The sequence below is a fragment of the Nonomuraea aurantiaca genome (assembly GCF_020215705.1).
GTDB lineage: Bacteria > Actinomycetota > Actinomycetes > Streptosporangiales > Streptosporangiaceae > Nonomuraea > Nonomuraea aurantiaca.
The window spans coordinates 81,788-107,114 of sequence record NZ_JAIWNB010000027.1; the positions used below are offsets into that span (position 1 = coordinate 81,788).

Here is a 25,327-nt window from a genome sequence, read left to right on the forward strand (position 1 = left end):
TTGGACGCGCCGCCCGTACCGCCAGCAGGATGAATCGCATGAAGACCCGTGAACTTGGCAACAACCTGACGGTCCCCGCGATCGGTTTCGGCGCGATGGTGCTGTCACCCGGCGTGTACGGCGACATCGACGACACCCGCGCGGAAACGGCGATCAAGGCGGCACTCGACGCCGGAGCCGTCCACATCGACACCAGTGACGCCTACGGCGTGGACGGCCACAACGAGCGCCTGGTCGGCCGGGCGATCAAGGGGCGGCGTGATGAGGTGGTGGTCGCCACCAAGTTCGGCCTGGCCATCCCGGAAGGGGAGGCGAGCAGGTCGCAGCCGGTGGGCTACGCGTTCGGCGAGCTGCGGGTGAACGCCGAGCCGAAGCTGGTCCGCCGCTACGCCGAGCGGAGCCTGCGCAATCTGGACACCGACGTGATCGACCTCTATTACCTGCACTACGTGGACCCGGGCGTGCCCATCGAGGAGACGGCCGGGGCCATGGCCGAGCTGGTCCAGGCCGGGCTGGTCAGACACCTCGGCCTGTCGAACGTGACCGCCGACGAGCTGCGCAGGGCACACGCCGTGCACCCGGTGGCGGCCGTACAGAACGAATGGTCGATGTGGCGGCCGGTCGACCCCGAGCTCCTCAAGACGGCCCGCGAGCTGGGCGTGGGGATCGTGGCCTGGAGCCCGCTGGGCAACGGCTTCCTCACCGGCACCGTCCAGCGGCTCGGCGAAGGCGACTTCCGGCACAACGCGCCCCGCTTCTCCGCCGACAACCTCGCGAGCAACAACGACCGCTACGCCCCGATCAGGGACCTGGCCACCCGCCTGGGCATCACCCCGGCCCAGCTGGCACTGGCCTGGCTGCTGCACCAGTACGAGCACGTGGTGGCCATCCCGGGCAGCCGCACGCCCGCGCACATCGAGGAGAACCTGGCCGCCGCCGACCTCGTCCTGCACCCCGACACGCTGGCCCGCGTCGACGAGGCGCTCGCCGGTTTCGAGGTGACCGGCGGCACGCTGCTCTGAATGTGTGCGCCGCTGCTGGGTAGCGGTGGCGCCATGCGACTGACGTACACCTCTGATCTGTGGTGGAAGAACGCCGTTGTCTACTGTCTGGACGTCGAGACCTTCAAGGACGGGAACGACGACGGGGTCGGCGACTTCCGGGGCCTCACGCAGGAGATCGACTACCTGGCGGGGCTCGGGGTCACCTGCCTGTGGCTGATGCCGTTCTTCCCCACCCCCAACAGGGACGACGGCTACGACATCACCGACTTCTACTCCATCGATCCGCGGCTCGGGACGCTGGGCGACTTCGTGGAGTTCATGCGGACCGCCAAGGACCGGGGCCTGCGGGTGATCGCGGACCTGGTCGTGAACCACACCTCCGACCAGCATCCCTGGTTCATCGAGTCGCGGTCGAGCAAGAAGTCGCCCAAACGCGGCTGGTACGTCTGGTCGGACAAACCGGAACCCGACGACCCCAAGCAGGTGGTCTTCCCCGACAAGGAGGACAGCATCTGGCAGCTGGACACCTCGACCGGCCAGTACTACCTGCACAGCTTCTACCGCCACCAGCCTGACCTGAACGTCAGCAACCCCGAGGTCCGCGACGAGATCGCCCGGATCCTGGGCTTCTGGATGGAGCTCGGGCTGTCGGGGTTCAGGGTCGACGCCGTGCCGTTCCTCATCGAGAACGTCCAGCCCCAGCTGGCCGACCCGCACGAGTTCCTGGCGGACCTGCGCGCCTTCATGACCCGGCGCGAGGGCGCCTCGGTGCTGCTCGGCGAGGTCAACCTGCCCTACAAGGACCTGCTCGCGTACTTCGGCGAGGGGCTCGGCGACCAGCTCACCATGTGCTTCGACTTCATCGGCATGCAGCGCGCGTGGCTGGCGCTGGCGCGCGGCGAGGCCGAGCCGCTCGCCGACGCGCTCAAGTCCCGTCCCCGGCCGCCGAAGGACTGCCAGTGGGCGATGTTCCTCCGCAACCACGACGAGTTGACGCTGGACAAGCTCACGGACGAGGAACGCCAGGAGGTCTTCCAGGCGTTCGGCCCCGAGGAGGACATGCAGATCTACGGCCGTGGCCTGCGCAGACGCCTGCCGACCATGATGGGCGGGGACATACGCCGCATCAAGATGGCCTACAGCCTGCTCTTCTCCCTGCCCGGCACCCCGGTCATGTTCTACGGCGAAGAGATCGGCATGGGCGAGAACCTCAAGGCGGAGGGCCGCATGGCCGTACGGACGCCGATGCAGTGGTCACCGGACGGCGGCTTCACCCGCGGCACCCCCGAACGCGAGATGCCGGAGGCCGCCTTCGCGCCCGCTCGCATCAACGTGGCCGACCAGAAGCGGGACAATGACTCGTTGCTGCGCTGGTTCCAGCTGCTCATCGAGCGCTACCGGGAGTGCCCCGAACTGGCCTGGGGCGACTGCACGGTGCTGGACACGGCCGATCCGGCGATCCTGGCGCACCGCTCCGACGCCGACGGCGCCACAGTGGTGGCGATCCACAACCTCGGCGAAACCGCCCAGGACGTGGAGCTGAAACTGGTGGGCCTGGAGACGCACACGCTCACGGACCTCCTGGTGGACGGGACCCTGGAGGTCTCGGAGGAGGGCGTGGCCCGGCTGACGATGGACCCGCACGGCTGCCGCTGGCTGCGCGCCTCGCCGAAGGAGATCCCCGCCGAGGACGCCTCGGTCAAGTCCCTCTGATGTGACGAGGGTCCGTAATCCATGGGTTATTCGCTGCAATTACTGTCCTCGCCATGCACACCATGAAGCTTGGGGCCGTCGCGCTGACCGCGCTGGCCCTGATGGGCGTACCCGCGAACGCGACCGGTGACAAGACCGTCACCGTCACCGTGATGGGCACCTCCGACATCCACGGCAACGGCCTCAACTGGGACTACTACAAGGACGCGGCCTACGCCGACAGCGCCGGCAACAACGTCGGCCTGGCCAAGGTGTCGACGCTGGTCAACAAGGTGCGGGCGGAGCGCGGCGCCGGCCGGACGCTGCTGTTCGACTCGGGTGACACCATCCAGGGCACCCCGCTGGCGTACTACTACGCCAAGGTCGAGCCGATCACCAGGAACGGCCCGGTCCACCCGATGGCCAAGGCCATGAACGCCATCGGCTACGACGCCGTCACCCTGGGGAACCACGAGTTCAACTACGGCCTGCCCCTGCTGGCCACCTGGATCCACCAGATGAAGGCCCCGGTGCTCGGCGCGAACGCCGTCAGCGCGAAGACCGGCCGGCCCGCCTACCTGCCGTTCGTGATCAAGACCATGAACGTCGAGGGCGACAAGCCGGTCAAGGTGGGTGTGCTCGGCCTGACCAACCCGGGTGTCGCGATCTGGGACAAGGCGAACGTCGAGGGCAAACTCCGCTTCACCGACCTGGTGGCGTCGGCCAAGAAGTGGGTGCCGATCATCCGTGGCCTGGGCGCCGACGTGGTCGTGGTGACGGCGCACGCGGGCGACAACGGCATGTCGTCGTACGGCGGCGACCTGCCCGTGGAGAACGCCTCCGCGATGGTCGCGGAGCAGGTGCCGGGCATCGACGCGGTGCTGTTCGGGCACGCGCACAACGACGTGGCCCAGCGGTTCGTCACCAACCAGGCGACCGGCAAGCAGGTCCTGCTCACCGAGCCGAGCAAGTGGGGCCAGCGCCTCAGCGTGATCGACTTCCAGCTCGCCAAGCAGCGCGGCAGGTGGACGGTCACCGGCAAGTCCTCGACCACGCTCAACACGAACACGGCCGCCGAGGACCCGAAGATCACCGCCCTGCTCAAGCCGCAGCACGACGCCACGGTGGGCTACGTCAACAAGGTCGTGGCCAAGTCGTCGGAGCAGCTCTCGGCCGCCGAGTCCCCCTACAAGGACACGCCGATCCTCGACTACATCCAGCAGGTCCAGGTCGAGACCGTCAAGCAGGCGCTGCCGGACAACCAGCTCCCGGTCCTGTCGATCGCCGCGCCATTCAGCCGCACCGCCGTATTCCCCGCCGGCGACATCAGGGTCCGCGATGTGGCCGGGCTGTACGTGTACGACAACACGCTGCTGGCGGTGAAGCTGACGGGCGCCCAGATCAAGGACTACCTGGAGTACTCCGCCAAGTACTTCAACCAGCTGGCTCCCGGCGACCCCGTGGACGTCGCCAAGCTCACGAACGCCGGCAACACGCCGGACTACAACTACGACCAGCTGTCGGGCGTGTCGTACGACATCGACATCGCCAAGCCGGTGGGCCAGCGGATCGCGAACCTCAGCTACGAGGGGGTGCCGGTGCCGGCGGACAAGGAGTTCGTGGTCGCGATCAACAACTACCGGCAGTCGGGCGGCGGCGGGTTCCCGCACGTCGCGACCGCGCCGGTCCTGTACAACGCCCAGGTGGAGATCCGCCAGGCGCTGATCGACTACGCGACCGCGAAGGGCACGATCAACCCGTCCGACTTCGCCGCCACCAACTGGCGCCTGACGCGTGCCGGGGTGCCGGTCTTCTGACGTACGGCAAGCAGTGGACTGGCAGGGCTGAGGCGTGGATGCGCCTCAGCCCATCGTCCAGCGACGCAGTTTGTCGGGATTGCGGACCACCCAGATGTGCTTGATCCGATCGTCCACGACCTCGAACGCGAACACCGTCACGGTGGTGCCGTCTTCCTGAGCCACCAGACCGGGTTGACCGTTGACCGTACGTTCCAGGAACGTCATGGTGCCCGGCAGCCGGCCGGCGAGCTCGATCCAGGCGTGCGCGATCTGCTCGCCGCCTTCGATGGGGTGCAGGAAGGTGACGGCGAAGCCGCCGCCGTCGGCGATCGCCGTGGCGTCGGGGTCGAGCAGGCCGATGAGGGCGTCGATGTCCTTGGCCTCCCATGCCTGCTTGAAGTCCCTGACGATGCCGGCGCGCTGGGCTGCCGGAGTCGCGGACGGCTGCGCGGCCCGGATGCGGCGGCGGGCCGAGGAGGCCAGCTGGCGGCAGGCCGCCGGGGTACGGCCGACGATCTCGGCCACTTCGGCGAAGGAGTGGCAGAAGACGTCGTGCAGGATGAACACGACGCGCTGGGCCGGGGTCATCGATTCGAGCACGACCAGGAAGGCCAGGTTGACCGACTCATCCAGGGTGACCCGGTCGGCCGGGTCGTCACCCGGCCGCCCGCTCATCCACTCCGTACGTTCGGGCAGCGGCTCAGGAATCCATTCGCCCACGTAGGTCTCTCGCCGTGACCGCGCCGAGCCGAGCAGGTTGAGGCAGATACGGCTGGTGACCGTGGTCAGCCAGGCGCCGGGGGATTCGATGGCGTCCTGCTGCTGCCGGGTCATGGCGTACCAGCGAGCGTAGGTCTCCTGTACGACATCCTCGGCCTCGGCCAGGGAGCCCAGGAGCCGGTACGCGACATTGATCAGCTGACGCCGCTCGCTCATGATCGCGCTCAGCCCCGGATCGGATGGGGTGGTCATGGTGTAGCCGGCTCCCTTGGTCGCATCTGCCCTCACCGGTCCGACAAGACAGCGCACCGGAATGTGAGGCCGGCGTGTCCCATCACATTCCGCGGGGTTGTGTTGTCGAGCTGCTGAGACAAACACACCACCCCATGCCGTCGTACACCGGCTTCGGGTTGACCAGGAGGAAGTCGATGAGTGACTTTCAGGCCATCGCTGACCGCGTCGAGATCGAGACGCTGCACGGCGAGGCAGGCTCGGCGCCCCGCACGACCGGGGCGCCCGTTGACCCGCCGGCCACACCGTTCGCCGACCCGGCGTCCGAGCAGCGCCTGGAGCGGACGGCCGCCGCGCTGACGGCACATGGTTTCACCGTGGAAATCCTCGACGACGCCGCCGCCGCGCGTACCCGCGTCAAGGATCTGATCCCGGAGGGCGCCAGCGTGTTCACCGGGGCCAGCGAGACCCTCCGCCTGTCGGGCATCGATGAGGACATCAACGGCAGCGGGCGGTACGCGTCCGTCAAGGCACGCAGCACGACCATGGACCGCGCCACCCAAACGGCCGAGATCTGGCGGCTGATCGCCTGCCCCGACGTCATCGTGGGCAGCGTCGCCGCGGTCACCGAGACCGGATCCCTGGTGGCCGCCTCGGCCAGCGGAAGCCAGCTGGCCGGCTACGCGGGCGCCGCACCCCGCGCGATCTGGATCGTCGGGGCGCAGAAGGTGGTCCCCGACCTGGACACCGCGCTGCGGCGCGTCGAAGACCACTGCCTTCCGCTGGAGAACGAGCGCGCCATGAGGGCGTACGGACAGCCCAGCGCTCTGAACCGCCTCCTCATCCTCAACGCGGAACCCCACCCGGGGCGCGGCACCGTCCTGCTGCTCCGCGAAGCCATCGGATTCTGAACACCAGGAGTTCACCGGGGTCTGTAGAGTCCCGCTCGCTGGCGGACATCGAGGCCGGTCACAGAGGATGACGGGATGGCTCATATCGCTCTGTTCCATTCCGTGTACGGGCTACGCGCTGTCGAACATGCCGCCGCCGACCGCTTTCGCGCCGCTGGGCACGAGGTTGTCACGCCGGACCTGTATGCCGGTGCAATCGCCACGACGATCGACGGCGGGTTCGCCCTGAAGGATCGGATCGGTTGGGAGGTCATCGTGGAAAGAGCCCGCGACGCAGTCGGGAGGATGTCTGCCGGCACCGTTCTCGCCGGTGTTTCGATGGGCGCCGGGGTGGTCGGGGAACTGCTGGCCGACCGGCGCGACACGGCTGGTCTGCTGCTCCTGCATGGCATCACGGAGATCCCCGCGTCAGCGCGGACCGCCCTGCCTGTACAGCTGCACGTCGCGGATCCGGATATGTTCGCCCCTCCCGCCGCTGTCGCCGACTGGGAGAAGGCCGCGAAGAGCGTGGGTGCCGCTGTGCAGGTTTTCACCTATCCCGGTGTCGGACACTTCTACACAGACGCGAGCCTGCGTGATCACGATGCGGAAGCGGCCGATCGCACCTGGCGGCGAAGCTTGGACTTCCTGCGTCACCTATGAGTCGCCGGTTCGGGCAGACATCCCGGGCCGCGGTTCTCCCAACGTCAGACCGGTGAAGCTTTGTGTCACCGCACTAGCAGGCGTGACGGCGGCCGTCCCTCCAGATTTCCGCCGCCACGCCTGTTCTAACGGGCGCTTCCGGACAGCAATCCCGTCCAGATCGCCCGAGTCTCGTTGATCGGCCGGATAGAGGTCTCGTGCACCTCGTGCTCGCGGCCGAGTTGGACGGTCCGGCGGATGTACGCCTGCCCCGCGCTTCTCGCACAGCTCGTAGACCGTCGCCCGGCAAAAACAGGTCCAGGCCACCACGCGCGCCCGCGCCGGCACCGGGTATGGCGTGCGCCACTCCAGCCGCACATGATCACGCTGAACCACGGCCACGTGCGGACTCAGACACTCATCCAGCACAGTCTGCTCTCTGCGATCAGGTCGACCACTCTTTCGGGGCACTCACTCCTCACGATCTGAGGCTCGGGGTCGCTGGGCAGAGACACCAGGTAGGAGCCGGAACGCGGCTCCATGGTCACCGTGATGTGGCAAGAGCCATGGGGACCGATGACAGCGAGCTCGGGCGGATACCGGTGCAGCGCTCTCGCGCGCCGCTCCGGCGTAAGCCTCTGAACTTCCTCTGCGACGTGCAGGGTTAGGGGCAATGCCGGTTCGTCTGGATCGCCGTCGTCCTCTACGCGCTGCTCGCTGCCGCATGGGTCGTGGTGGCCTACCGCTCAGTGCGTCACTTCCCGCGCACGTGGGCGGTCGGAGAGGCCGATGTGCGTTTCCTATTGGTCGCGGACCGGGATCGGATCGGCCAGCGCGGCCCGGCTGGGAGGCGCGGGGAAGGGGTCGGCGAAGTATTGGGTCTCGTGCGTCACGAGACCATCGGTGATCTCCATGACGCTGAGCGAGTATGTGGGCACGCCGTCATAGGTGATCACGCACTCACTCACCCAAACGTCGCCGCCGCCCAGGATCCGGCGGATGGTGAAGTGGCGTTCGGCCGGGTGCCCACCGCGTTGCGCCTGGATCCTCGACCGGCCTCTGAAACGCTCGCCCGACTGCGGGTAGTCCAGGATCGCGTCCGCGGCGTAGATCGCATGCTCGGCGTCGACGTCGCCGCGTTCGGAGGCCGCCCAATGCTCCTGGAGCCGAGCCCGGATCTCGGCCTCGGGATCCCTTGCGCTGTTCACCCGTTTCACCCCTCGTGACCAGGAGAAATGTAGCTCGGCCCGCACAGCAGATGCTACCTGCCGGCTCAGGCCAGGGCCGAGATCTCGATCCGGGTGTGGTCGGTGGGGGCCACCAGGCAGGAGAGCACGGCGTCGCCCCGCTCCAAGCGTTCCCCCATGGACGAGGTGAGCCGGGCCGTGCGCTCGATCTCGTACGGGCTGCCGGACCGAGGCGTCACCCGGAGCCGCAACATCCAGACGTAGCGTCCGTTGAGCTTGTTGGACGTCTCCTCGGCCCCCAGGACCGCCGCGTCGCACGGCACCGCCGCCGCGCGCTCCGCCGGTGTGAAGGTCTGCAGCGCGGCGGCTTCCAGGCTCGCGATCGAGATGGAGCCCATGGCGAGCACCCCCGCGCCCAGGAACAGGAACATGGCGCTGACGTACGCCCCGACCCGGGTGTGCGGCTTGCGCCTCAGCCGGAGGAACAGCACCACACCCACGACCACCGCGACTACGGCGAGTGCCCCGAAGACGGTCGATGCCATCGTTCTTCCTCACGCCGAAGGCGGACCCTGGTGGGCCCCTGTCGTTCCGATACCGGTAGTTGATCAGGCGGCGCTTGCATGGCGGCTGCAGCCCGCATGATCGCGACGTTCCAGGTACGCGACCTGGAAAGCGTGCCGTTGCAGGCCGCGCCCCCTCGGCGCCTGGCTGAACGCGGCCGAGGTCACGCTCGTCGCCATCCCCTCGGACGATTGGGGGGAGAACCGTCAGATCACCTACGCGGTGAATGTGCGGACCGGGCCAGGTGAGGAAGCTGGCCGTCTACCGTCCCCAGTCCGTGATGCGCCTGGTCGTCCCCGGGGCTCCGCTCACGGCTGCCCCCGGGCAACGCGGCAGGTCCGCGGATTACAGGTACGACGGGCCCGTCACCCGGTGCCGGAAGGTCCACCAGACCCACGCCTGCGAGGCCACCAGGAGCGGGATCATCGTGAGGATGACCGGCACCAGGAGCGCGCCCGAGGTGCCCGGTGCCAGCGGCAGCCGGAAGCCCGCCAGGACGCCGATCGCCACGAGCGCCGTCGCCGTCAGCGCGTAGGTGCGGCCCTCGCCGGTGTCGCCGGACAGCACCGCCGCGCGCTCGCGCAGCGCGCCCCGCAGGCGCAGCGCCGCGAACGACAGCCCGTGCGTGGCGAACAGCGCGGCCACCAGCAGGGCGGGCAGCAGTGCGAGGAGGCCGTGGATGCCGAGCAGTACGTCGCTGAGCAGCGAACCCCAGCTCAGCGCCAGCCCCCAGCTGCCCGCGACGACGGCGCCGTCCCAGAAGCCCTGCCACCGGACGCCGGGCAGCCGCCCGCGCAGCCACAGGCCCATGTCCCGGATGACCCAGGAGAGCAGCAGCGCCACGACGAGCGAGTAGTTGCCGCTGAGCAGCGAGCCCTCCAGCGCAGGGAAGAGCCCGGCGAGCACGCCCGCGGTGGCCACCAGCCACACCTCGTTGCCGAGGAAGAACGGCGCGATCGCGGCGATCGCCTCGCGCCGCTCGCCCGGGGTGCGGCCCAGGTACGGCAGCACCATGCCGACGCCGATGTCGGCCCCGGCCAGCACGAGGTAGCCGATGGCGAAGAAGGCCAGGATCAGGATCTCCATGACGGCTCCTCAGAAGGTCAGGGCGGGGGCGGGGGTCTCGGCTGCCGGGCGGTCGTCGCCCAGCGCGACCTCGCCCGGACCCTTGCGGGCGGTCCTGGCCAGCAGCCAGTAGTTGACCACGATGAGTACGGCGAACACGGTGACGAACGCGGTCAGCGAGAACCTGATCTGGCCGTACGACACCGGTGACATGGCGTCGGCGGTCTTCAGCAGGCCATAAACAGCCCAGGGCTGACGGCCCATCTCGCGGAAGATCCACCCGGCGATCATGGTCACGAACGGGACGGGGATCAGCGCGGTCAGCAGCCAGTGCCACGGCCGGAAGCCCCGTACGACCGGCCGGATCAGCATCAGCAGGAAGCTCGCCCCGGAGACGAAGAAGAGCAGCGCGAAGAGCGACATCATGATGATCCCGGAGGTGCGCACCCACTCCAGCGACGGCAGGTAGTCACCAGGGCCGTGCGCGGCCACCATCTCCGCCTGCGCCTCGGCCATCTGCCGCGCGCTGCCCGACCAGGCGGCCAGCTTGGTCGGCTGCAGCGTGTCGAAGCCGATTCCGCCGAACGTCGCGGTGAACAGCGTCGCGGGCAGCGCCACGGCGATCCCGATGCGCAGCGACTTGCGGAAGAAGTCCTGCTCGGCGGTGCGCTTGGCCAGGTGGTACGCGCTCACTCCGGCCATGAGGAAGCCGCCGACGACCAGCGCGCCGCCGCCGATGTGGAAGAAGGCGACCAGCGCCGCCGGATTGGCCACCAGCGCGCCGAAGTCGGTGAGCCGCAGAACCCCGTCCTTGAGCTGGTAGCCCACCGGGTTCTGCAGGAAGCCGTTGGAGATCAGGATCCAGAACGCCGAGGCGTAGGCCGTCAGCGTGACGACCCAGATCAGTGCCAGGTGCGCCCAGCGGTTCAGCTTGTTCCAGCCGAAGATCCACAGGCCCAGAAAGGTGGATTCGATGAAGAACGCCACGATCGTCTCGATCGCCAGGGACGAGCCGAACACGTTCCCGGCGAACTCGGTGAGCCCGCTCCACGACAGCCCGAGCTGGAACTCCATGACGAGCCCGGTGACGATGCCCATCGCGTAGTTGATGATGTAGAGCTGCCCCCAGAAGCGCGTCATCCGCATGTGCACCGGGCTGCGGGTCAAGGTGGCCCAGGTCTGGATGACGGCCACCAGCGTCGCCAGCCCCAGGGTCAGGGCGACGAACAGGAAGTGCGCCCCCGCGGTGAGGGCGAACTGCAGGCGGGCGAGGTCTACGGTCTCCATGGTCAGAGGTTCTGGCCAAGGTCATCTCCGCCGCGTCATGCTGGGGCGTGCACCTGCCGTACACCTGTGGTGTCAACCGGCCGCCGGCCATACATCTCAGGGTGTAAGCCAGCCCGGGGTGATCATGCCGGCCTCGTAGGCGAGCACCACGAGCTGCGCCCGGTCGCGCGAGCCGAGCTTGGTCATGATGCGGCTGACGTGCGTCTTGGCCGTGGCGGGGCTGAGCACCAGCCGGGCCGCGATCTCGTCGTTGGACAGCCCGGCCGCCACCAGCGCCATGACCTCACGCTCACGCTCGGTGAGCGCGTTGAGCCGGGGCCCCGGCTCCGGGCGCTTGACCCGGCCCGCGAACTCGGCGATCAGCCGCCGGGTCACCGAGGGCGCGATCAGCGCGTCACCCCTGGCCACCACGCGCACCGCGTGGATCAGCTCGGCCGGCTCGGTGTCCTTGACCAGGAACCCGCTGGCGCCCGCTCGGAGCGCCCCGTAGACGTAGTCGTCGAGGTCGAACGTGGTCAGGATGATCACCTTGACGCCGTCGAGCCGCGGATCGGTGACGATCATGCGGGTCGCCTCCAGGCCGTCCAGCTCGGGCATCCGGATGTCCATCAGCACCACGTCGGGGCGCAGCTCGCGGGCCTTGGCCACGGCCTCGGCGCCGTTGGCCGCCTCGCCGACCACCTCGATGCCGTCCTCGTCGCTCAGGATGGACCGGAACCCCGCCCGTACGAGGGTCTGGTCGTCGGCGAGCACGGTGCGGATCATCGAACTCCGTTCAGCGGTAGGTGGGCGACGACCTGGAAGCCGCCGTCAGGCCGGGGGCCCGCGTCCAGTGTGCCGCCCAGCGCGGTGGCGCGCTCGCGCATGCCCTGCAGCCCGAACCCGGTCCCGCCGGTGAACGTCGCGCCCGGTCCATCATCCTCCACGCGGATCACGATTTTTCCGGACTCGTTGGTGACGGTCAGCCGAGCCGTATCGGCTCCCGAGTGCCGGGAGACGTTCGTCAGGGCCTCCCTGATGATGCGCGCCGCGGCCAGGTCCACCTCGGCCGGCACCTCGTCCAGCCGCCCCGACAGCTCGGTCCGCACGTCCAGCCCCGACGCCGCGACCAGCGCCTCCATCCGGGCCAGGCTGTCGGCGGGCGCGGTCGGCGCGTCCTCGTCCACCTGCCGTAACACCCCGAGCGTGGTACGCAGCTCGCGCAGCGTCTCCTTGCTGGCCTCCTTGATCGCCCGGAGCGCGGCCTCCGCGTCGTCCGGCCGCTTCTTCAGCCCGTGCAGCGCCGCCGCGGCCTGCACGTTGATCATCGAGATGTTGTGTCCCAGCAGGTCGTGCAGCTCCCTGGCGATGCGCAGCCGTTCCTCGCTCGCCCGCCGCCTGGCCTCCTCCTCCTTGCCGTGCAGGGCGTCGCGCACGCGCTGCTCGGCCTCCCGGAGGTAGGCGCGCCGGTTGCGGGTGACGCCCCCACCGGCGACCGCGGCCACCACCCACCCGGCGATCATGATGAACATGCTGTCGTCCACATGCCTGGTCCCGCCGGTCTCGCCCAGGCCCATGGCCAGCATCGTGGTCGCGCCCGCGGCGATGGCGGCGATCAGGTGGCCCAGGTCGGCGGCGGTGTAGAGGACGACGAACGCCATGATCAGGATCGGCCCGTCGAGCCGGGCGAAGGGGTAGTAGAACGCGACGGTCGCCAGCACGACGATCAGCGCCACCACCGGGTAGCGGCGCCGGGCCAGCACCCCGGCACTGGCCACGAGCGGCAGCACGAGGTCCAGCGCGTTCGGTTTCAGGGCGGGCTGGAACAAGGAGGTGGCGACCGTGCCCGCCAGCGTGACGATGACCACCGCGACCGACACGATGGTGCTGGCCGACAACCTGCGCATGAGGCCCATTCTGTACGGAGGCTCACTCGGGTGGCCAACCGCCCCGCAATGGGTAGAGCGGGAGCATGAGCGTAGAAGACGAGTTGCGCCACGTCGAAGAGGACCTGGCCAGGCTGCGAGCCGAGACCAAGGACCTGCGCGACCAGATCCGCGACATGGGCGCCACCGACCAGGTGGAGATCAGCGCGATGATCAGCATGGCGGACGAGCAGGAAGAGCTGATCGCGGAGCTGGAAGGCCGCCGAGACGAGCTCCTCCGGCGTCGTGAAGGTGCTGGCTGACGCCGCTAAGAGAGGGCGCGGGTCAGCGCAGCGGCGCGCCCACTTCATGCAGATGCCGCAGCGCCTGCCCGTACGAGGTGATCAGCCCTGTCTCCAGATAGCTGACACCCAGGTCGGCGCAGTACTGCCGGACGATCGGCTGGGCCTTGCGCAGGTTCGGCGACGGCATGTTCGGGAACAGGTGGTGCTCGATCTGGTAGTTGAGCTGGCCGAGCGCCACGTCCACGAACACGCCGCCCTTGACGTTGCGCGAGGTCAGCACCTGCTTGCGGAGGTAGTCGAGCTTGTCCTCCTTGGTGAGGATCGGCATGCCCTTGTGGTTCGGCGCGAACGTGCTGCCCAGATAGACACCGAACAGCCCCTGGTGCACCACCACGAAGAGCAGCGCCAGGCCGAACGGCAGCACGGCGAAGACCAGGCCGAAGTAGCAGGCGAAGTGCGCCAGCAGCAGCGCCCCCTCCGCCCTGCGGTGCTTCGTCGTCGGCTGGAACACCGCCTTGACACTGGCGATGTGCAGGTGCCACGCCTCCAGCGTGAGCAGCGGGAAGAACCAGTACGCCTGCCACTTGGCGATGAACCTCGGCAGCCCCCGGCTCCGCTCCACCTGGTCGGTCGACCAGACGATCACGGCGGGTGAGACGTCGGGGTCCTCGTCCTCGTGGTTGGGGTTGGCATGGTGGCGGTTGTGCTTGGTGTTCCACCAGCCCCAGCCCAGGCCGATGCCGAAGTCACCGATGATCAAGCCCAGGATGTCGCTCGCCCGGCGGGTCCTGAAGACCTGCCGGTGGCCCAGGTCGTGGGCGACGAACCCGATCTGCGCGGAGGCCACGGCGAGCGCGACAGCCACCAGCAGCTGCCACCATGAGTCGCCGATCCACACGAACAGCGCCCATAGACCGACATAAGCGGCCAATACCAGGGTCAGCCGCACGGCGTAGTAGACGGGACGCCGGTCCAGCAAGCCGGCGTCCTGGATTTGTCGGGCCAGTTTGGCGAAGTCACTACCACGGGTTTCGAGCGTGCCTGTATCGGCCACCGGTCTCCTCACTTAGAGGTGGAAGTTATCCCCACCCGGCGCATTCTCCGCGATAAGGAGAGATCACGGCTAGTGCTCCGCCATCGCGCCTGCTCAGTAGGCTGCCCAGTATGGTCCATGTCAAGCCATGCTCGGCGCGGTGACGGCGGCTGACAGGGACTTTCACGGGGACGAGAGCGCGTACCTCTCCGGGTTGGGGATCGCCGCGCCCTTGACCAGGGCGGCCGCGTAGCGCTCCGCGCCCAGCGCCGCCCGGCACCGCCCGGCCAGCGCGACCACGAACGGATCGGCCGACTCGGTGATCCCGCGCAGCACCCGGGCCGCCCCCAGCAGCTCGGCGGCCATCAGGGGATCGCGGTGCTCGGCCACGCCTTCGAGCACGGTCGCGCGGGCCGTCCTGTCCTCGCAGGTGGCCATGAGCTCCAGCGCCCTGCGCGACGGCTCGGCCGGCTCGGCCACGCGGGCCAGCTCGACGTTCATGAACGCCCTGAACTGGGGAGGCGCGTCGATGTCCATGGCCAGGGCGCCGCGCAGCAGCTCGGCGGCCTCGCCCGGATCGCCGCGGCGCCGGGCCAGCTCGGCTCTGGCGTGCGTCACCCGGGCGATGGTCAGCGCGTCCTCGGAGCGCAGCGCCGCCTGCCAGGCCCGCTCCAGCGCGGTGGCGGCGCCCGCGTGGTCGCCGGTGCGCATCATGAGCTGGCTGAGCCGCAGCAGGAACATCATCGGCCCGAGCGGGGCCCCCAGCCCGGCCAGCTCCGTCGCGATCGGCTCCGGCTCCTTGGCGAGGGTCAGCGCGCGGGCGAAGTCGCCGCGGTTCTCGGCGGCCAGCGACAGCCAGAAGTAGGCGGTCCACTGCCCCCAGCGGTCGCCGGTCCGGCGCAGTCCGTCGAGCGCCGGCTCCAGCAGGGACTCGGCGCCGTCGACCGCCCCGTACTCGAACCGGACGATGCCCGCCACCAGCAGCGCCGTCGACCTGGTCCACGTGTCGGGATGATCAAGAAGCCGCTGGGCGCTCGCCTCCGTGACGGCCACCACGTCGGGCGGCGGACCCATGGCGACGCCCATCGCCCACGAGTGCAGCGCCGCCGGATGGTCGGACTCCCGGACCGCCCGGCTCGGCTCGGCGCCCATGGCGGCCATCATGCACAGCCCATGGGCCAGCTCCCGCCCCTCGGGCGGGACGTCACCGACCTTGCGCAGCACGGCGGCCGCGTTCGCGATGATCTCGTGCCGCCGCCCGCGCATGATCCACGGCCACAGCCTGGGCAGGATGACCCGGAGCGGGTCGTCGGAGTGCCGGAGCGCCGCGTCCAGGTTGCCCTGCTCGGCGTCGAGCACGGCCAGCCACTTGACTTGCTCACCCGTCCGCAGGTGCGGCTCGGCGGCCTCGGCCAGCTCGGCGTAGTAGCGGGCGTGGGCCTGCCTGAGCTCCAGCAGATCAGCCGTGGTGCTCTCCGTGACGTACTGCCTGATCGTCTCCAGCATGGTGTAGCGGTCACCGGAGAGCGCGATCAGCGACTTGTCGACCAGCGAGGACAGCAGGTCGAGGTCGCCGCCGCAGACCCGGGTGATCGCCTCGGCCGTCGCCCCGCCGGAGAACACCGACAGCCCGCGCAGCAGCTCCCGCTCCTCCCGCGACAGCAGGTTCCAGCTCCAGTCGATGACCGCGCGCAGCGTGCGATGCCTGGGTTCGGAGGTACGGCTGCCGCGAAAGCCCAGCCGGTCGCCGAGCTGCTCGACCAGCATGGACACCGGCATCGTCCGCAGCCGGGCGGCGGCCAGCTCGATGGCCAGCGGGATGCCGTCAAGCTCGCGGCAGATCCGCGCGGCCTCGGCCGGCGCCGGGCTCAGGTCGGGACGGGCGGCGGCGGCGCGGTCGCGGAGCAGCTCCACGGCGGGCTCCTCCGCCAGCGGGAGTACGGGGTGCAGGGTCTCGCCGGGGATGTTCAGCGGCTCCCTGCTGGTGGCGATGATCCGCAGCCCGGCAACCTCGCCCAGCAGCCACTGCGCCACGCGCGCGGCCTCGTCGATCAGGTGCTCGCAGTTGTCCAGCACGATCACCGGTGACATGCCGCGCAGCGCTCTGACCAGGTCGGACGTCTTGAACACGGCCTCCAGCGCGGCCCGTACCCCGGCCGCCGGAGCCAGCTCGACCAGCCACACCCCATCGGGCACGCGCAGCGTCGCGACGGCCTCGACGGCCAGCCGGGTCTTCCCCGCGCCACCGGGCCCCACGAGCGTGATCAGCCGGGCACCCGTCAGCGCCCGGATGCGGGCGACGTCATCGCTGCGGCCGACGAAGAGCGCCCGGATGCGGGCGAGGTCGTCGCCGCGGCCGACGAAGCTGGTCAGCCGGGCGGGCAGGTTGCTCCTGGGCTCCGGCTCCTCCTCACGCAGCGCCGCGAGGTGCGCCTCCCGCAGCTCGGCCCCCGGATCGACGCCCAGCTCGTCCGCCAGCCGCGCCCTGATCCGCTCGAAGACCTCCAGCGCCTGTCCCCGCCGTCCGTCCGCCACCATGGCCCGCATCAGCAGCGCGTGGAACGGCTCGCGCAGCCGGTGCTCGGCGACCAGCTCCTCCAGCTCCGCCACGACGTCGCCGCCCGCGGCCAGGTCCGCCGCGATCCGGCTCGCCAGCGCCGCCAGCCGCAGCTCCTCCAGCCGGGCGGCCGGGGCCAGCGCGAAGGGCAGGTCGATGCCGCCCAGCGCCGGGCCGCGCCAGAGCGCCAGCGCGCCGTGCGCGTCGCCCGCGCGGGCCAGCCGCTCGAACGCCTGCGCGTCCACCTCATCGGCCGGTACGTCGAGCAGGTAGCCGCTCGGATGGGAGGAGATCAGCCCGGGTGCCTCCCTGCGCGCCCTGGACACCAGCGACTGCAGCGCGGCCATCGGATGCTCGGGCGGCTCACCCGGCCACAGGTCGTCGATCAGCCGGTCGTACGTCACCACCCGGCCGGGATCGAGCGCCAGGCGGATCAGCAGCGCCCGCACCCGCGCGCCGCCGACCGCGGCCCCCGCGATCTGGAGCGGCCCCAGGATCCCGATCCGCATCCACCCTCCAACAAAGGGCCGCTCAGCTCTTGGGGCTGGCGCTCTGGACGACCTCGAACGACCAGATCTGCGATCCGGACGCGGCGGGCCCCTGACCGTGGCCATGCCCCTGGGCGGCCCCGGCTTGCGCGTGCCCGCGCTGGAAGGCCTGACCCTGCTGCCACGTCTGGAAGTCGTCCTCGCTGCGCCAGCGGGTGTAGACCAGGTACTGGTCGGTGCCCTCGACCGGCCTGAGCAGCTCGAACCACTCGAACCCGTCGGCCGACTCCACCATGCCCGCCCGGTTGGAGAAGCGTCGCTCCAGCTCCTCCCGCATATCCGCCGGCACGGTCAGGACGTTGATCTTCACGACTGACAACGGAACCCCTCTCCTCTCCGCCAACGCTAGCGTCAGCGCGCCACGCCTTGCGATCTGGGTGCGCGAAGCTGGTCGCGCACCGCGCGGAGGGCGTGCCGCACCTCACCCCGCTCCAGCAGCTTCGACAGCGCCGGCTCCTCCAAGGTACGGCGTTGGACTACGAGAACACCTTCGCCTTGAGCGACGGGAAGCGCTGGGCCGTACGCAGGAAGGTCTTGAAGCCGATCCTGGCGGCCCGGCTCTCGCCGACGAACTGCTCGGCCGCGCGGAGCGAGTCCCGCACGGCCGCGAAGCCGTACTCGCGCATCCGCTCCTCGTAGTCCGCGATGGCCTCGACCGTGTCGCGTCCGCCGGTCAGCGCCAGGCAGAGCAGGTGGGCGTCGCGCAGGGCGGTGTTGGCGCCGATGCCGCGCATCGGCGTCATGCTGTGGATGGCGTCGCCGAGCAGCGTGATGGTGGTGGCCGGCCACGGCTCGATCGGGATCGAGGTGCGGATCGGCAGCAGCGAGACCGTGTCGGGGTCGGACAGGTCGATCAGCTTGTGCAGATCGGGGTGCCAGGACTCGACCATCTCCGCCACCGTCCGCTTGAGCCGCGCGCCCGGCAGGTCGGCGACGTCGGCGGGGAAGCGGTCCTTGGCGGCGCCCACGGCCCAGAGGATGTAGCTGCCGGCGTTGTCCATCAGCGCGCCCTGCTGCTCTGTGGCCCCGATGGCGCCGACCGGCGCGGTGTCGGTCAGGTCGTGCGGGGCGCAGAACATGCCGAGGCCCTTGGGCGGGATGATGGTGTTCGGGCCCTCGACGAGCCGCCGCGAGATGAGTGCCCTGGTCGCGTCGGTGAGCGGGAACTTGCCCGCCACCGTGGTGATGCCGGTCTCGACCCGCTCGGCGTGCGGCAGATACTGCTTGCGCACCCGCGAGTTGCCGCCGTCGGCGGCAACCACGACGTCGGCCGTGTCGTTGGAGCCGTCGGCGAAGAACAGCTCGATGCGGCCGTCGGGCAGCCGCTCGTAGCGCTCGTACGTCTTGCCGAGCCGCACCACCTCCTCCAGCCCGGTCAGCAGCACCTGCCTGAGCGTGATGCGGCTCACGGAGTGGTGGTCGTCGGCCGGGTCGGCCGCGGGCGCGGTCTCGATCAGCGCGAGCGTGCCGAGCCGCTCGGTGAGGAAGCCGAAGTCCTGGCCGCCCTGCCCGGTCGTGGCGAGGAACGCCTGCCAGAGCGCCGCCGGCAGGCAGTCGTGGAGCGCGCGGGCGCCGTTGGGGTCGATGTGCACCCGGTAGCCCTGCAGCCGGTCGGCCGGGGTGCGGTCCCGCTCGTAGACGGTGACGTGCTTGCCGGCCTTGCGGAGTCCCTGAGCGAGGCAGAGGCCGCCGACCCCGCCGCCGATGATCGCGATGTGCTCTGTCATGTCCATGACTATCAACCACATGGATGATTCTGTCAACCATCCGGATGGATGATAGTGTTCCGGGCATGAGACGAGCGCCGGAGGAGAAGCAGCGCGACCCGGAGCGCACCAAGGCGCGCATCCTGCAGGCGGCGCTGGAGGAGTTCGCGGCCAAGGGGTTCGCCGGGGCGCGGGTCGGCGAGATCGCGGCCAGGGCCGGGGTCAACAAGCAGCTGATCTCTTACTACTTCGGCGGCAAGGAGGGGCTCTTCCGCGCGCTGAACACCCGCTGGGAGAGCGAGGAGAGCGTGTTCGCCGATCGCGGGTCGTCGCTGGGCCGGCTCATCGCGGGCTACGCGCGCGCCAACTCCAGCCGCCGCGACTTCGGCAAGCTGATGGTCTGGCAGGGGCTCACCGACGACGGCCCGCCCGATCCCGCCTTCGCCGACGAGGTGCGCCGCGACCTGGAGCACCTGCGCGCCCGCCAGGAGGCGGGGGAGTTCCCCGCCGACCTGGACCCGGCCGCGGTGCTGGTGGCGCTGTTCGGGATGGCCGCGGCGGGCATCGTCTTCCCGCACCTCGTCCGGGCCGCCTGCGGGCTCGACCCGGGCTCACCCGAGTTCGGCGACTACTACGCCGAGCAGCTGGAGCGGCTTGCCGACCACCTGCGCGACTGAAGCCGGCCTACGAGGTCAAGGGCAGCGGACGATCATCCCCGCGTACGAGAGATTCCCGCCGAACCCGAACAGCAGCATCGGCGCCCCCTGCCGCACCTCACCCCGCTCCAGCAGCTTCGACAGCGCCAGCGGCACGCTCGCGGCCGAGGTGTTGCCCGATTCGACCACGTCGCGGGCCACGATCGCGTTGACCGCGCCGAGCTTCTGCGCGATCGGCTCGATGATCCGCAGGTTCGCCTGGTGCAGCACCACGGCCGCCAGCTCCTCCGGCTTGACGCCGCCACGCTCGCACGCCCGCCGGGCGATCTCCGGCAGCCGCGTGGTGGCCCAGCGGTAGACGGTCTGGCCGTCCTGGGCGAAGCGGGTGGGCGTGCCGCCGATCCGTACCGCGCTGCCCAGCTCGGGGGCCGAGCCCCAGACGACGGGCCCGATCTCCGGCTCCGCCGCCGCGCTGAGCACCGCCGCCCCGGCGCCGTCGCCGGTCAGGACGCACGTCGTACGGTCGGTCCAGTCGGTCACCGCCGTCATCTTGTCCACCCCCACGACCAGCGCGTGCATGGCGGCCCCCGCCCTGATCGTGTGGTCGGCCATGGCCAGCGCGTGGGTGAAGCCGGAGCACGAGACGCCCAGGTCCATGACGGCCGCGTCCGGCACGCCGAGTTTGGCCGCGACGCGGGAGGCGATGTTCGGCGCCCGCTCGGTCTGGGTGCAGGTGGCCACGAGGACGAGGTCGATGTCGGCGGCGTCCAGCCCGCTGCCTGCCAGCGCCTTGGCCGCCGCGTGCCCGGCCAGCTCCGTCACGCCCTCCTCCGGCCCGGCCACGTGCCTGGTACGGATTCCGACCCGCTTGGTGATCCACTCGTCGGAGGTGTCGACCATGGTGGCGAGGTCGTCGTTGGTCAGCACCTTGGCGGGCTGATAGTGGCCGGTGGCGACGAGGCGTGATCCAGTCATGGGCGGGACTATAGCAACCGACCGTTCGGACGCTAAACGGCTTCGGACGCTAGACTGCCTGGATGAGTCCACGGAGATCCGTGGCGGAGGCCCTCGGCACCCGCTCCGCCATCCTCGACCGCTCGGTCGCCATCGCCTCCCTCGAAGGGCTGGAAGGGCTGACCATCGGCCGCCTCGCGACCGAGCTCGGCATGAGCAAATCCGGGGTGCTCGGTCATTTCGGCTCGAAAGAAGCGCTGCAGCTGGCGGTGCTGGAACGGGCCGGCGAGGTCTTCCGCGCGGAGGTATGGGAGCCGGTCGTCCGGATCGAGCCGGGACTACGCCGGCTGCGGGCGCTCTGCGAGGAGTGGATCTCCTACCTGGAGCGCGGCGTCTTCCCCGGCGGCTGCTTCTTCGTCGCCGCGGCCCACGAGTTCGACGGGCGCGTGGGGGCGGTGCGTGACGCGGTGGCGGCCCGGTTCGACGCCTGGCGGGGGCGGCTGCTCAAGGAGACGCGGCGGGCCGTGGCCGCCGGGGACCTGCCGGGCGGCACCGAGGCCGATCAGCTGGTGTTCGAGCTGCACGGCCTGGTCATGTCGCTGAACCACGCCTTGCAGCTGCACGGCGATCGGCAGGCCGTCGTATGGGCGCGCCGGGCCGTACGGGCTCGTCTGGGCATGCCTTAGAAAGCACGGGCTCGTCTGGGCATGCCTTAGGACGCCGCGGCGAAGTCGGCGTCCGGACAGGGTCAGGTCAGCTCGCGGAGAGCTCCTCGAAGAGCATCAGCGCCGCCTGGCGTACGTCCTGCGGCGCGAGGCCGTCGAGCGTCTCCCTGGCCTGGACGACGTCGCGTGTGGTGGCCAGCGTGATGGCCACGGACGCGGCCGCCGCGCGGTCCAGCGAGCCCGCCGGCGCGGCGTCGGCCAACTGCTGGGCGCTCGCGGCGAGGTCGAGGTTGTCTCTCAACGGGCCTCCTCGGGTGATAGCGGGTCGGCCCATTGCATCACCTGACAGGGTGATTCATCCACTCTTCTTGGGGCCGTTCCCGTTTCGTCGGTCGAGAGGTCGTGCATACGTCCCCGCTTACCCCGTCTGACCATAGGTTACGCACCCGGTACCGCCAGGCCCGATTCATAGGCGGTGATCACCGCTTGCACCCTGTCGCGCAGTCCGAGCTTGGCGAGCAGGTTGCTGACGTGCGACTTCACGGTGTGCTCGCTGACCACCATGGTCTGGGCGATCTCCGCGTTCGACAGTCCGCGCGCGATGAGCTGCAGCGTCTCGCGCTCTCGCGCGGTCAGTACGGCCAGCGCGTCGGCCGGCCTGGCGGCGGGCCGGGAGGCGAACTGGGAGATCAGCCTCCTGGTCACCGTCGGCGCCAGCAGCGACTCACCCTCCGCGACCACCCGTACGGCGTTGACCAGGTCGTCCCGGCGCACGTCCTTCAGCAGGAACCCGCTGGCCCCCGCCCGCAGCGCGTCGTAGACATAGTCGTCGTGGTCGAACGTCGTGAGCATGAGCACCCGGCAGTCGGTCTCCGCGCACACGATCTTGGCCGCCTCGATGCCGTCCATCCTGGGCATGCGGATGTCGAGCAGGAGCACGTCGGCGCCGTGTTCGCGGACCGCGGCGACGGCCTGGAGCCCGTCGCCCGCCTCGGCCACCACGTCGATGTCCGGCTGCGCGTCCAGGATCATCGCGAACCCGCCGCGCACCAGCTCCTGATCGTCGGCGACCACGACCCGGATGCTCGGGGCCGCGTCCTGGCCGGTCATGCCTGGGCCAGCGGGAGTCGTACCGACACATGGAAGCCCGGCCCGTCGGTGCGGGGACGGGCCGCGGCGGTGCCACCGCAGGCGGCGGCCCGCTCGCGGATGCCGATCAGCCCGTGCCCACCCGAAGGCAGCCCGAGCCCGCCTGGAGAGTGCCCGTCGATCGCTGCGCGGCCCCGGCCGTCGTCGGTGATGTCGAGCATCAGGGTGTCGTCCTCCCAGGTGAGCCGGATGTCCGCGTGGTTCGCGCCGGCGTGCTTGACGATGTTGGTGAGTGCTTCCTGCGTGACTCGGTACGCGGCCACGGCGCAGTCGGGCGAGACGGGGCGCGGCGTGCCGGTCGAGGCGAACGCCACCCGCAGCCCCGTATGGGAGACCTGGTCCGCCAGCGCGGGCAGGTCGTCGATGGTGGGCTGTGGCGCGCGCGGCGCCTCCTCGTCCTTCAGCACGCCCAGCATCCGGCGCAGCTGCATCATCGCGTCCCGTCCGGCCGCGGCGATCGCGTCGAAGGCGGCCTCCGCCCGCGCCGGGTTGCTCCTGACCACCACGGGCCCCGCCTCGGCCTGGACGACCATGAGACTGACCGCGTGGGCCAGGATGTCGTGCATGTCGCGGGCGATCCTGGCGCGCTCCTGCTCGGCCGCGCGTTCCGCTTCCATCTGTCGCTCCCTTTCCAGCCGTTCGGCCCGTTCCTCCAGCGCGGCGGCGTGGGCGCGGGAGGTGGCCGTGGCCCTGCCCATGGCGTACGCGGCGACGAACAGCACCGTCCCGCGCAGCGCGGTCTCCGACGAGCCGACCACGAGCAGCCCACCGGCGATGGTCGTGGTGAACACGAGAATCCGCTGCCAGGTGCCGGAGTAGGCGGCGACCGTGTAGAGCGCGACCATGCCGCCGTACCAGATGGGCTGGCGCGCGACGTTGTCGGCGAGGTCGTAGAGGGCGCCCGTGCCCAGGCAGAGGATCAGTACGGTGATCGGTGCCCGCCGCCGCCAGACCAGGGGCAACGACGCGGCGACCACCACCACGTACCCCCACCAGTCCCAGGGCTCGCCGGTCCGATCGTTGCCGGACAGCAGGGGCCAGAGCTGGGCGATCAGGATCACCGCGGTGAGCGCGGCGTCCACCCAGAGGTGAGGGAGCGCCGCGATCCTTCGACGCACGATGTCGATAAGCGACAAGTCGGACACGACACCCCATCTTTCCGTACGCCGGCTCATGCTTCCCGTACGCCGGCTCTCACGCATGCGCGGGCGCGTGCCTCGCGGTCGTCGTACGGCGGCCCATCAGCGGCAGGAACGAGACGAACAGCAGGATCGCGCCCACCGGGATGAGGTCCTTGTCGACCGCCGACAGCACGATCTCGGCCAGCACCGCGACCGGCACCCAGATCTTGACCAGCCGGTGCCCGGCGAGCAGGCCGGCGAAGGCGAGCTGGGCGACGTAGAACAGGATCGGGCCCGCGTCGTAGACGGCCAGGGACACGCCCGGCACCGCCTTCACCTGCTCGAACAGCGGGCTCATCGCGTCATGGTCGGCGGCCAGGAAGCCGACGATGATGTCGATCGCGAACTGGGCGGCCGCGCAGCCGATCCCGACGACGCCCGCGACCATGGCCGCGGTGGCGAGGGCGGACCGTCCCAACATTCTCCGCATTTCCCAAAATATCGGGATGAACAGTGTCAAAGCCCCGAGAAAGGCGAGGTGTCCGGCTGTCCAGGCCAAGCCGGGGCCTCGGACGCCGTCGAGACCGTCGACGATTCTGAGCAGACCGTAGGTCAGGACGAGCAGTGGGGCGGCGATGAGCGCGGTGCGGTTCTTCACGACCGGTTCTCCTTCAAGCTGCGGGATATGCAGCCAATCCTCGGAGTTCGCCGCGCAAAGCGGATCGCCGCGACGGGCGATCCTCGGGCTCCCTCTCAAGAGCGAGTCCCGTCGCCCGCGAGGGCGATCTGCCGACAATCATGGAGTGCTTGACAATTCTTATTGTCGGTGGAAGTGTCGGTCTCACGCAAGGAACATCCACCGAGGAGACGGTCATGCCGCACGAGTTCGAGGTACGTCACGACATCGAGCTGGAAGCCTCACCCGAGGAGGTCTGGCAGGCGATCGCCGAAGGACCGGGCATCGACTCCTGGTTCATGGGCCACAGCGAGCTGGAGCCCCGCGAGGGCGGCAGGGGCACGCAGACCTTCGGCGGCGACTTCAGCATGGGCTCGACCGTCACCGCGTGGGAGCCCGGTAAACGGCTGGCCTACCGCGGCGACGAGAACCCCGAAGACGGCACGTTCATGGCGTTCGAATACCTCATCGAAGGTCGCGAGAGCGGCAGCACGGTGCTCCGCTTCGTGCACAGCGGCTTCCTCGGCGACGACTGGGAGTCCGAGTACGACGCGCTGAAGATCGGCGACCTCCAATACCTGCGCAAGCTGGCCGCCTACCTCAAGCACTTCCGCGGCCGGATCTCGACGCACAACCTGATGCTCTGGGGCCCGCAGGCGTCGCACGACCAGGCGTGGGCCGCCTTCCAGAGCGTGCTCGGCCGGTCCGGCGGCATCGCCGCGGGCGACCGGGTCACCATCGCGCCAGACGGGGTCGCGCCGCAGGAGGGCGTCGTCGAGTGGGTCACCGATCCGGGCACGTTCGTGGGCGTGCGTACGGACGACGGGCTCTACATGCTCATCCACGGCCAGGGCACGGTCGTGGTCGAGCACCACGCGTACGCCGAGATCGACGGGCAGGCGCTGGAGCAGGCCTGGCAGGGCTGGCTCCAGAAGGCCTTCGCGTAGAAGGCCTCCGCTCCGGCGGCTGTCAGGCCGACATCGGTGTCCCGGCATCCGGGGCATCGTTGGGCCTGGTCGGCGCTCTGCGGGA

The 25,327-nt window shown here is 70.0% G+C and carries 25 protein-coding genes; 9 read left to right on the forward strand and 16 right to left on the reverse strand.

Translation table 11 applies throughout. The features are described from left to right. The first annotated feature begins 38 nt into the window (after window positions 1-38). Genes LDL49_RS43685 through LDL49_RS43695 form a run of 3 tightly spaced genes read left to right on the forward strand, consistent with a single transcriptional unit; the run spans window position 39 to window position 4,513 of the window. Window positions 39-1,022: an aldo/keto reductase gene (locus tag LDL49_RS43685; RefSeq protein WP_225300817.1), complete on the forward strand. Its 984-nt coding sequence runs from the start codon at window positions 39-41 to the stop codon at window positions 1,020-1,022. 33 nt (window positions 1,023-1,055) lie between these two features. Beyond that, complete coding sequence (locus LDL49_RS43690) at window positions 1,056-2,717, forward strand: alpha-amylase family protein (RefSeq protein WP_225300818.1); 1,662 nt, start codon at window positions 1,056-1,058, stop codon at window positions 2,715-2,717. A gap of 53 nt (window positions 2,718-2,770) precedes the next feature. Then, the gene (locus LDL49_RS43695) at window positions 2,771-4,513 is read left to right on the forward strand and encodes a bifunctional metallophosphatase/5'-nucleotidase (protein WP_225300819.1); all 1,743 of its coding nucleotides are present in this window, start codon (window positions 2,771-2,773) and stop codon (window positions 4,511-4,513) included. Window positions 4,514-4,558: 45 nt separating this feature from the next. Here the strand turns inward: LDL49_RS43695 and sigJ are convergent, their stop codons facing one another. Further along, window positions 4,559-5,467, reverse strand: a complete 909-nt coding sequence (sigJ, locus tag LDL49_RS43700) for an RNA polymerase sigma factor SigJ (RefSeq protein WP_225300820.1) — start codon at window positions 5,465-5,467, stop codon at window positions 4,559-4,561. A 176-nt stretch (window positions 5,468-5,643) separates the two neighbouring features. Between sigJ and LDL49_RS43705 the strand changes: the two genes are divergently transcribed. Next, on the forward strand, window positions 5,644-6,357 hold the full coding sequence (locus LDL49_RS43705; protein ID WP_225300821.1) for an LUD domain-containing protein: 714 nt from the start codon (window positions 5,644-5,646) through the stop codon (window positions 6,355-6,357). Between the two features lie 75 nt (window positions 6,358-6,432). Next, window positions 6,433-6,999 carry a dienelactone hydrolase family protein gene (locus tag LDL49_RS43710; RefSeq protein ID WP_225300822.1) on the forward strand — a complete coding sequence of 189 codons (567 nt, stop codon included), beginning with the start codon at window positions 6,433-6,435 and terminating at the stop codon, window positions 6,997-6,999. Window positions 7,000-7,778: 779 nt separating this feature from the next. On the opposite strand, the gene LDL49_RS43715 is transcribed toward LDL49_RS43710, so the two are convergent. The 6 genes from LDL49_RS43715 to LDL49_RS43740 all read right to left on the reverse strand — a co-directional run bounded on the left by LDL49_RS43715 (window position 7,779) and on the right by LDL49_RS43740 (window position 12,967). Next, window positions 7,779-8,186, reverse strand: a complete 408-nt coding sequence (locus LDL49_RS43715) for a nuclear transport factor 2 family protein (RefSeq protein WP_225300823.1) — start codon at window positions 8,184-8,186, stop codon at window positions 7,779-7,781. Window positions 8,187-8,251: 65 nt separating this feature from the next. Further along, on the reverse strand, window positions 8,252-8,710 hold the full coding sequence (locus LDL49_RS43720; RefSeq protein WP_225300824.1) for a hypothetical protein: 459 nt from the start codon (window positions 8,708-8,710) through the stop codon (window positions 8,252-8,254). A 364-nt stretch (window positions 8,711-9,074) separates the two neighbouring features. Then, on the reverse strand, window positions 9,075-9,815 hold the full coding sequence (locus tag LDL49_RS43725) for a cytochrome d ubiquinol oxidase subunit II (protein WP_225300825.1): 741 nt from the start codon (window positions 9,813-9,815) through the stop codon (window positions 9,075-9,077). Window positions 9,816-9,824: 9 nt separating this feature from the next. Continuing rightward, window positions 9,825-11,081 (reverse strand): cytochrome ubiquinol oxidase subunit I, encoded by a 1,257-nt coding sequence (locus LDL49_RS43730; protein ID WP_225300826.1) that lies wholly within the window; start codon window positions 11,079-11,081, stop codon window positions 9,825-9,827. A gap of 96 nt (window positions 11,082-11,177) precedes the next feature. Continuing rightward, the gene (locus LDL49_RS43735; protein WP_225300827.1) at window positions 11,178-11,846 is read right to left on the reverse strand and encodes a response regulator transcription factor; all 669 of its coding nucleotides are present in this window, start codon (window positions 11,844-11,846) and stop codon (window positions 11,178-11,180) included. Next, window positions 11,843-12,967 carry a sensor histidine kinase gene (locus LDL49_RS43740; RefSeq protein WP_225300828.1) on the reverse strand — a complete coding sequence of 375 codons (1,125 nt, stop codon included), beginning with the start codon at window positions 12,965-12,967 and terminating at the stop codon, window positions 11,843-11,845. The genes LDL49_RS43735 and LDL49_RS43740 overlap by 4 nt, the downstream gene beginning before the upstream one ends. A gap of 65 nt (window positions 12,968-13,032) precedes the next feature. On the opposite strand from LDL49_RS43740, the gene LDL49_RS43745 reads away from it, so the two are divergent. Next, window positions 13,033-13,248: a hypothetical protein gene (locus LDL49_RS43745; RefSeq protein WP_225300829.1), complete on the forward strand. Its 216-nt coding sequence runs from the start codon at window positions 13,033-13,035 to the stop codon at window positions 13,246-13,248. Between the two features lie 22 nt (window positions 13,249-13,270). On the opposite strand, the gene LDL49_RS43750 is transcribed toward LDL49_RS43745, so the two are convergent. The 4 genes from LDL49_RS43750 to LDL49_RS43765 all read right to left on the reverse strand — a co-directional run bounded on the left by LDL49_RS43750 (window position 13,271) and on the right by LDL49_RS43765 (window position 19,095). After that, window positions 13,271-14,284, reverse strand: a complete 1,014-nt coding sequence (locus tag LDL49_RS43750) for a fatty acid desaturase family protein (RefSeq protein ID WP_225300830.1) — start codon at window positions 14,282-14,284, stop codon at window positions 13,271-13,273. A 162-nt stretch (window positions 14,285-14,446) separates the two neighbouring features. Further along, on the reverse strand, window positions 14,447-17,329 hold the full coding sequence (locus LDL49_RS43755) for an ATP-binding protein (RefSeq protein ID WP_225300831.1): 2,883 nt from the start codon (window positions 17,327-17,329) through the stop codon (window positions 14,447-14,449). Window positions 17,330-17,351: 22 nt separating this feature from the next. Next, on the reverse strand, window positions 17,352-17,687 hold the full coding sequence (locus tag LDL49_RS43760) for an antibiotic biosynthesis monooxygenase family protein (RefSeq protein ID WP_225300832.1): 336 nt from the start codon (window positions 17,685-17,687) through the stop codon (window positions 17,352-17,354). 157 nt (window positions 17,688-17,844) lie between these two features. Further along, on the reverse strand, window positions 17,845-19,095 hold the full coding sequence (locus LDL49_RS43765; protein WP_225300833.1) for an FAD-dependent oxidoreductase: 1,251 nt from the start codon (window positions 19,093-19,095) through the stop codon (window positions 17,845-17,847). Window positions 19,096-19,160: 65 nt separating this feature from the next. Between LDL49_RS43765 and LDL49_RS43770 the strand changes: the two genes are divergently transcribed. Beyond that, a complete protein-coding gene (locus tag LDL49_RS43770; protein WP_225300834.1) occupies window positions 19,161-19,751 on the forward strand; it encodes a TetR/AcrR family transcriptional regulator in 591 nt (196 codons plus the stop codon). 15 nt (window positions 19,752-19,766) lie between these two features. Here the strand turns inward: LDL49_RS43770 and LDL49_RS43775 are convergent, their stop codons facing one another. Next, window positions 19,767-20,705 (reverse strand): beta-ketoacyl-ACP synthase III, encoded by a 939-nt coding sequence (locus LDL49_RS43775; protein ID WP_225300835.1) that lies wholly within the window; start codon window positions 20,703-20,705, stop codon window positions 19,767-19,769. Window positions 20,706-20,767: 62 nt separating this feature from the next. Here LDL49_RS43775 and LDL49_RS43780 point away from each other — a divergent pair, with 62 nt between their 5' ends. Beyond that, window positions 20,768-21,370: a TetR/AcrR family transcriptional regulator gene (locus LDL49_RS43780; protein ID WP_225300836.1), complete on the forward strand. Its 603-nt coding sequence runs from the start codon at window positions 20,768-20,770 to the stop codon at window positions 21,368-21,370. Window positions 21,371-21,437: 67 nt separating this feature from the next. Here the strand turns inward: LDL49_RS43780 and LDL49_RS43785 are convergent, their stop codons facing one another. The 4 genes from LDL49_RS43785 to LDL49_RS43800 form a co-directional block, all read right to left on the reverse strand. Further along, complete coding sequence (locus tag LDL49_RS43785; protein ID WP_225300837.1) at window positions 21,438-21,650, reverse strand: hypothetical protein; 213 nt, start codon at window positions 21,648-21,650, stop codon at window positions 21,438-21,440. Between the two features lie 137 nt (window positions 21,651-21,787). Further along, the gene (locus tag LDL49_RS43790; protein WP_225300838.1) at window positions 21,788-22,459 is read right to left on the reverse strand and encodes a response regulator; all 672 of its coding nucleotides are present in this window, start codon (window positions 22,457-22,459) and stop codon (window positions 21,788-21,790) included. Beyond that, window positions 22,456-23,643 carry a sensor histidine kinase gene (locus LDL49_RS43795; RefSeq protein ID WP_225300839.1) on the reverse strand — a complete coding sequence of 396 codons (1,188 nt, stop codon included), beginning with the start codon at window positions 23,641-23,643 and terminating at the stop codon, window positions 22,456-22,458. Before LDL49_RS43795 ends, LDL49_RS43790 begins: the two co-directional genes overlap by 4 nt. A 49-nt stretch (window positions 23,644-23,692) precedes the next feature. Then, on the reverse strand, window positions 23,693-24,277 hold the full coding sequence (locus LDL49_RS43800; protein ID WP_225300840.1) for a hypothetical protein: 585 nt from the start codon (window positions 24,275-24,277) through the stop codon (window positions 23,693-23,695). Between the two features lie 215 nt (window positions 24,278-24,492). Here LDL49_RS43800 and LDL49_RS43805 point away from each other — a divergent pair, with 215 nt between their 5' ends. Next, complete coding sequence (locus LDL49_RS43805; RefSeq protein ID WP_225300841.1) at window positions 24,493-25,242, forward strand: SRPBCC domain-containing protein; 750 nt, start codon at window positions 24,493-24,495, stop codon at window positions 25,240-25,242. The last annotated feature ends 85 nt before the right edge of the window (window positions 25,243-25,327 follow it).

Coding starts and splice junctions, on each gene's coding strand:
- LDL49_RS43685 (WP_225300817.1), top strand. CDS start 39: ATGAAGACCCGTGAACTTGGCAACAACCTGACGGTCCCCGCGATCGGT.
- LDL49_RS43690 (WP_225300818.1), top strand. CDS start 1,056: ATGCGACTGACGTACACCTCTGATCTGTGGTGGAAGAACGCCGTTGTC.
- LDL49_RS43755 (WP_225300831.1), bottom strand. CDS start 17,329: ATGCGGATCGGGATCCTGGGGCCGCTCCAGATCGCGGGGGCCGCGGTC.
- LDL49_RS43695 (WP_225300819.1), top strand. CDS start 2,771: ATGCACACCATGAAGCTTGGGGCCGTCGCGCTGACCGCGCTGGCCCTG.
- LDL49_RS43740 (WP_225300828.1), bottom strand. CDS start 12,967: ATGCGCAGGTTGTCGGCCAGCACCATCGTGTCGGTCGCGGTGGTCATC.
- LDL49_RS43730 (WP_225300826.1), bottom strand. CDS start 11,081: ATGGAGACCGTAGACCTCGCCCGCCTGCAGTTCGCCCTCACCGCGGGG.
- LDL49_RS43805 (WP_225300841.1), top strand. CDS start 24,493: ATGCCGCACGAGTTCGAGGTACGTCACGACATCGAGCTGGAAGCCTCA.
- LDL49_RS43770 (WP_225300834.1), top strand. CDS start 19,161: ATGAGACGAGCGCCGGAGGAGAAGCAGCGCGACCCGGAGCGCACCAAG.
- LDL49_RS43720 (WP_225300824.1), bottom strand. CDS start 8,710: ATGGCATCGACCGTCTTCGGGGCACTCGCCGTAGTCGCGGTGGTCGTG.
- sigJ (WP_225300820.1), bottom strand. CDS start 5,467: ATGACCACCCCATCCGATCCGGGGCTGAGCGCGATCATGAGCGAGCGG.
- LDL49_RS43710 (WP_225300822.1), top strand. CDS start 6,433: ATGGCTCATATCGCTCTGTTCCATTCCGTGTACGGGCTACGCGCTGTC.
- LDL49_RS43745 (WP_225300829.1), top strand. CDS start 13,033: ATGAGCGTAGAAGACGAGTTGCGCCACGTCGAAGAGGACCTGGCCAGG.
- LDL49_RS43705 (WP_225300821.1), top strand. CDS start 5,644: ATGAGTGACTTTCAGGCCATCGCTGACCGCGTCGAGATCGAGACGCTG.
- LDL49_RS43735 (WP_225300827.1), bottom strand. CDS start 11,846: ATGATCCGCACCGTGCTCGCCGACGACCAGACCCTCGTACGGGCGGGG.
- LDL49_RS43725 (WP_225300825.1), bottom strand. CDS start 9,815: ATGGAGATCCTGATCCTGGCCTTCTTCGCCATCGGCTACCTCGTGCTG.
- LDL49_RS43780 (WP_225300836.1), top strand. CDS start 20,768: ATGAGTCCACGGAGATCCGTGGCGGAGGCCCTCGGCACCCGCTCCGCC.
- LDL49_RS43765 (WP_225300833.1), bottom strand. CDS start 19,095: ATGACAGAGCACATCGCGATCATCGGCGGCGGGGTCGGCGGCCTCTGC.
- LDL49_RS43775 (WP_225300835.1), bottom strand. CDS start 20,705: ATGACTGGATCACGCCTCGTCGCCACCGGCCACTATCAGCCCGCCAAG.
- LDL49_RS43790 (WP_225300838.1), bottom strand. CDS start 22,459: ATGACCGGCCAGGACGCGGCCCCGAGCATCCGGGTCGTGGTCGCCGAC.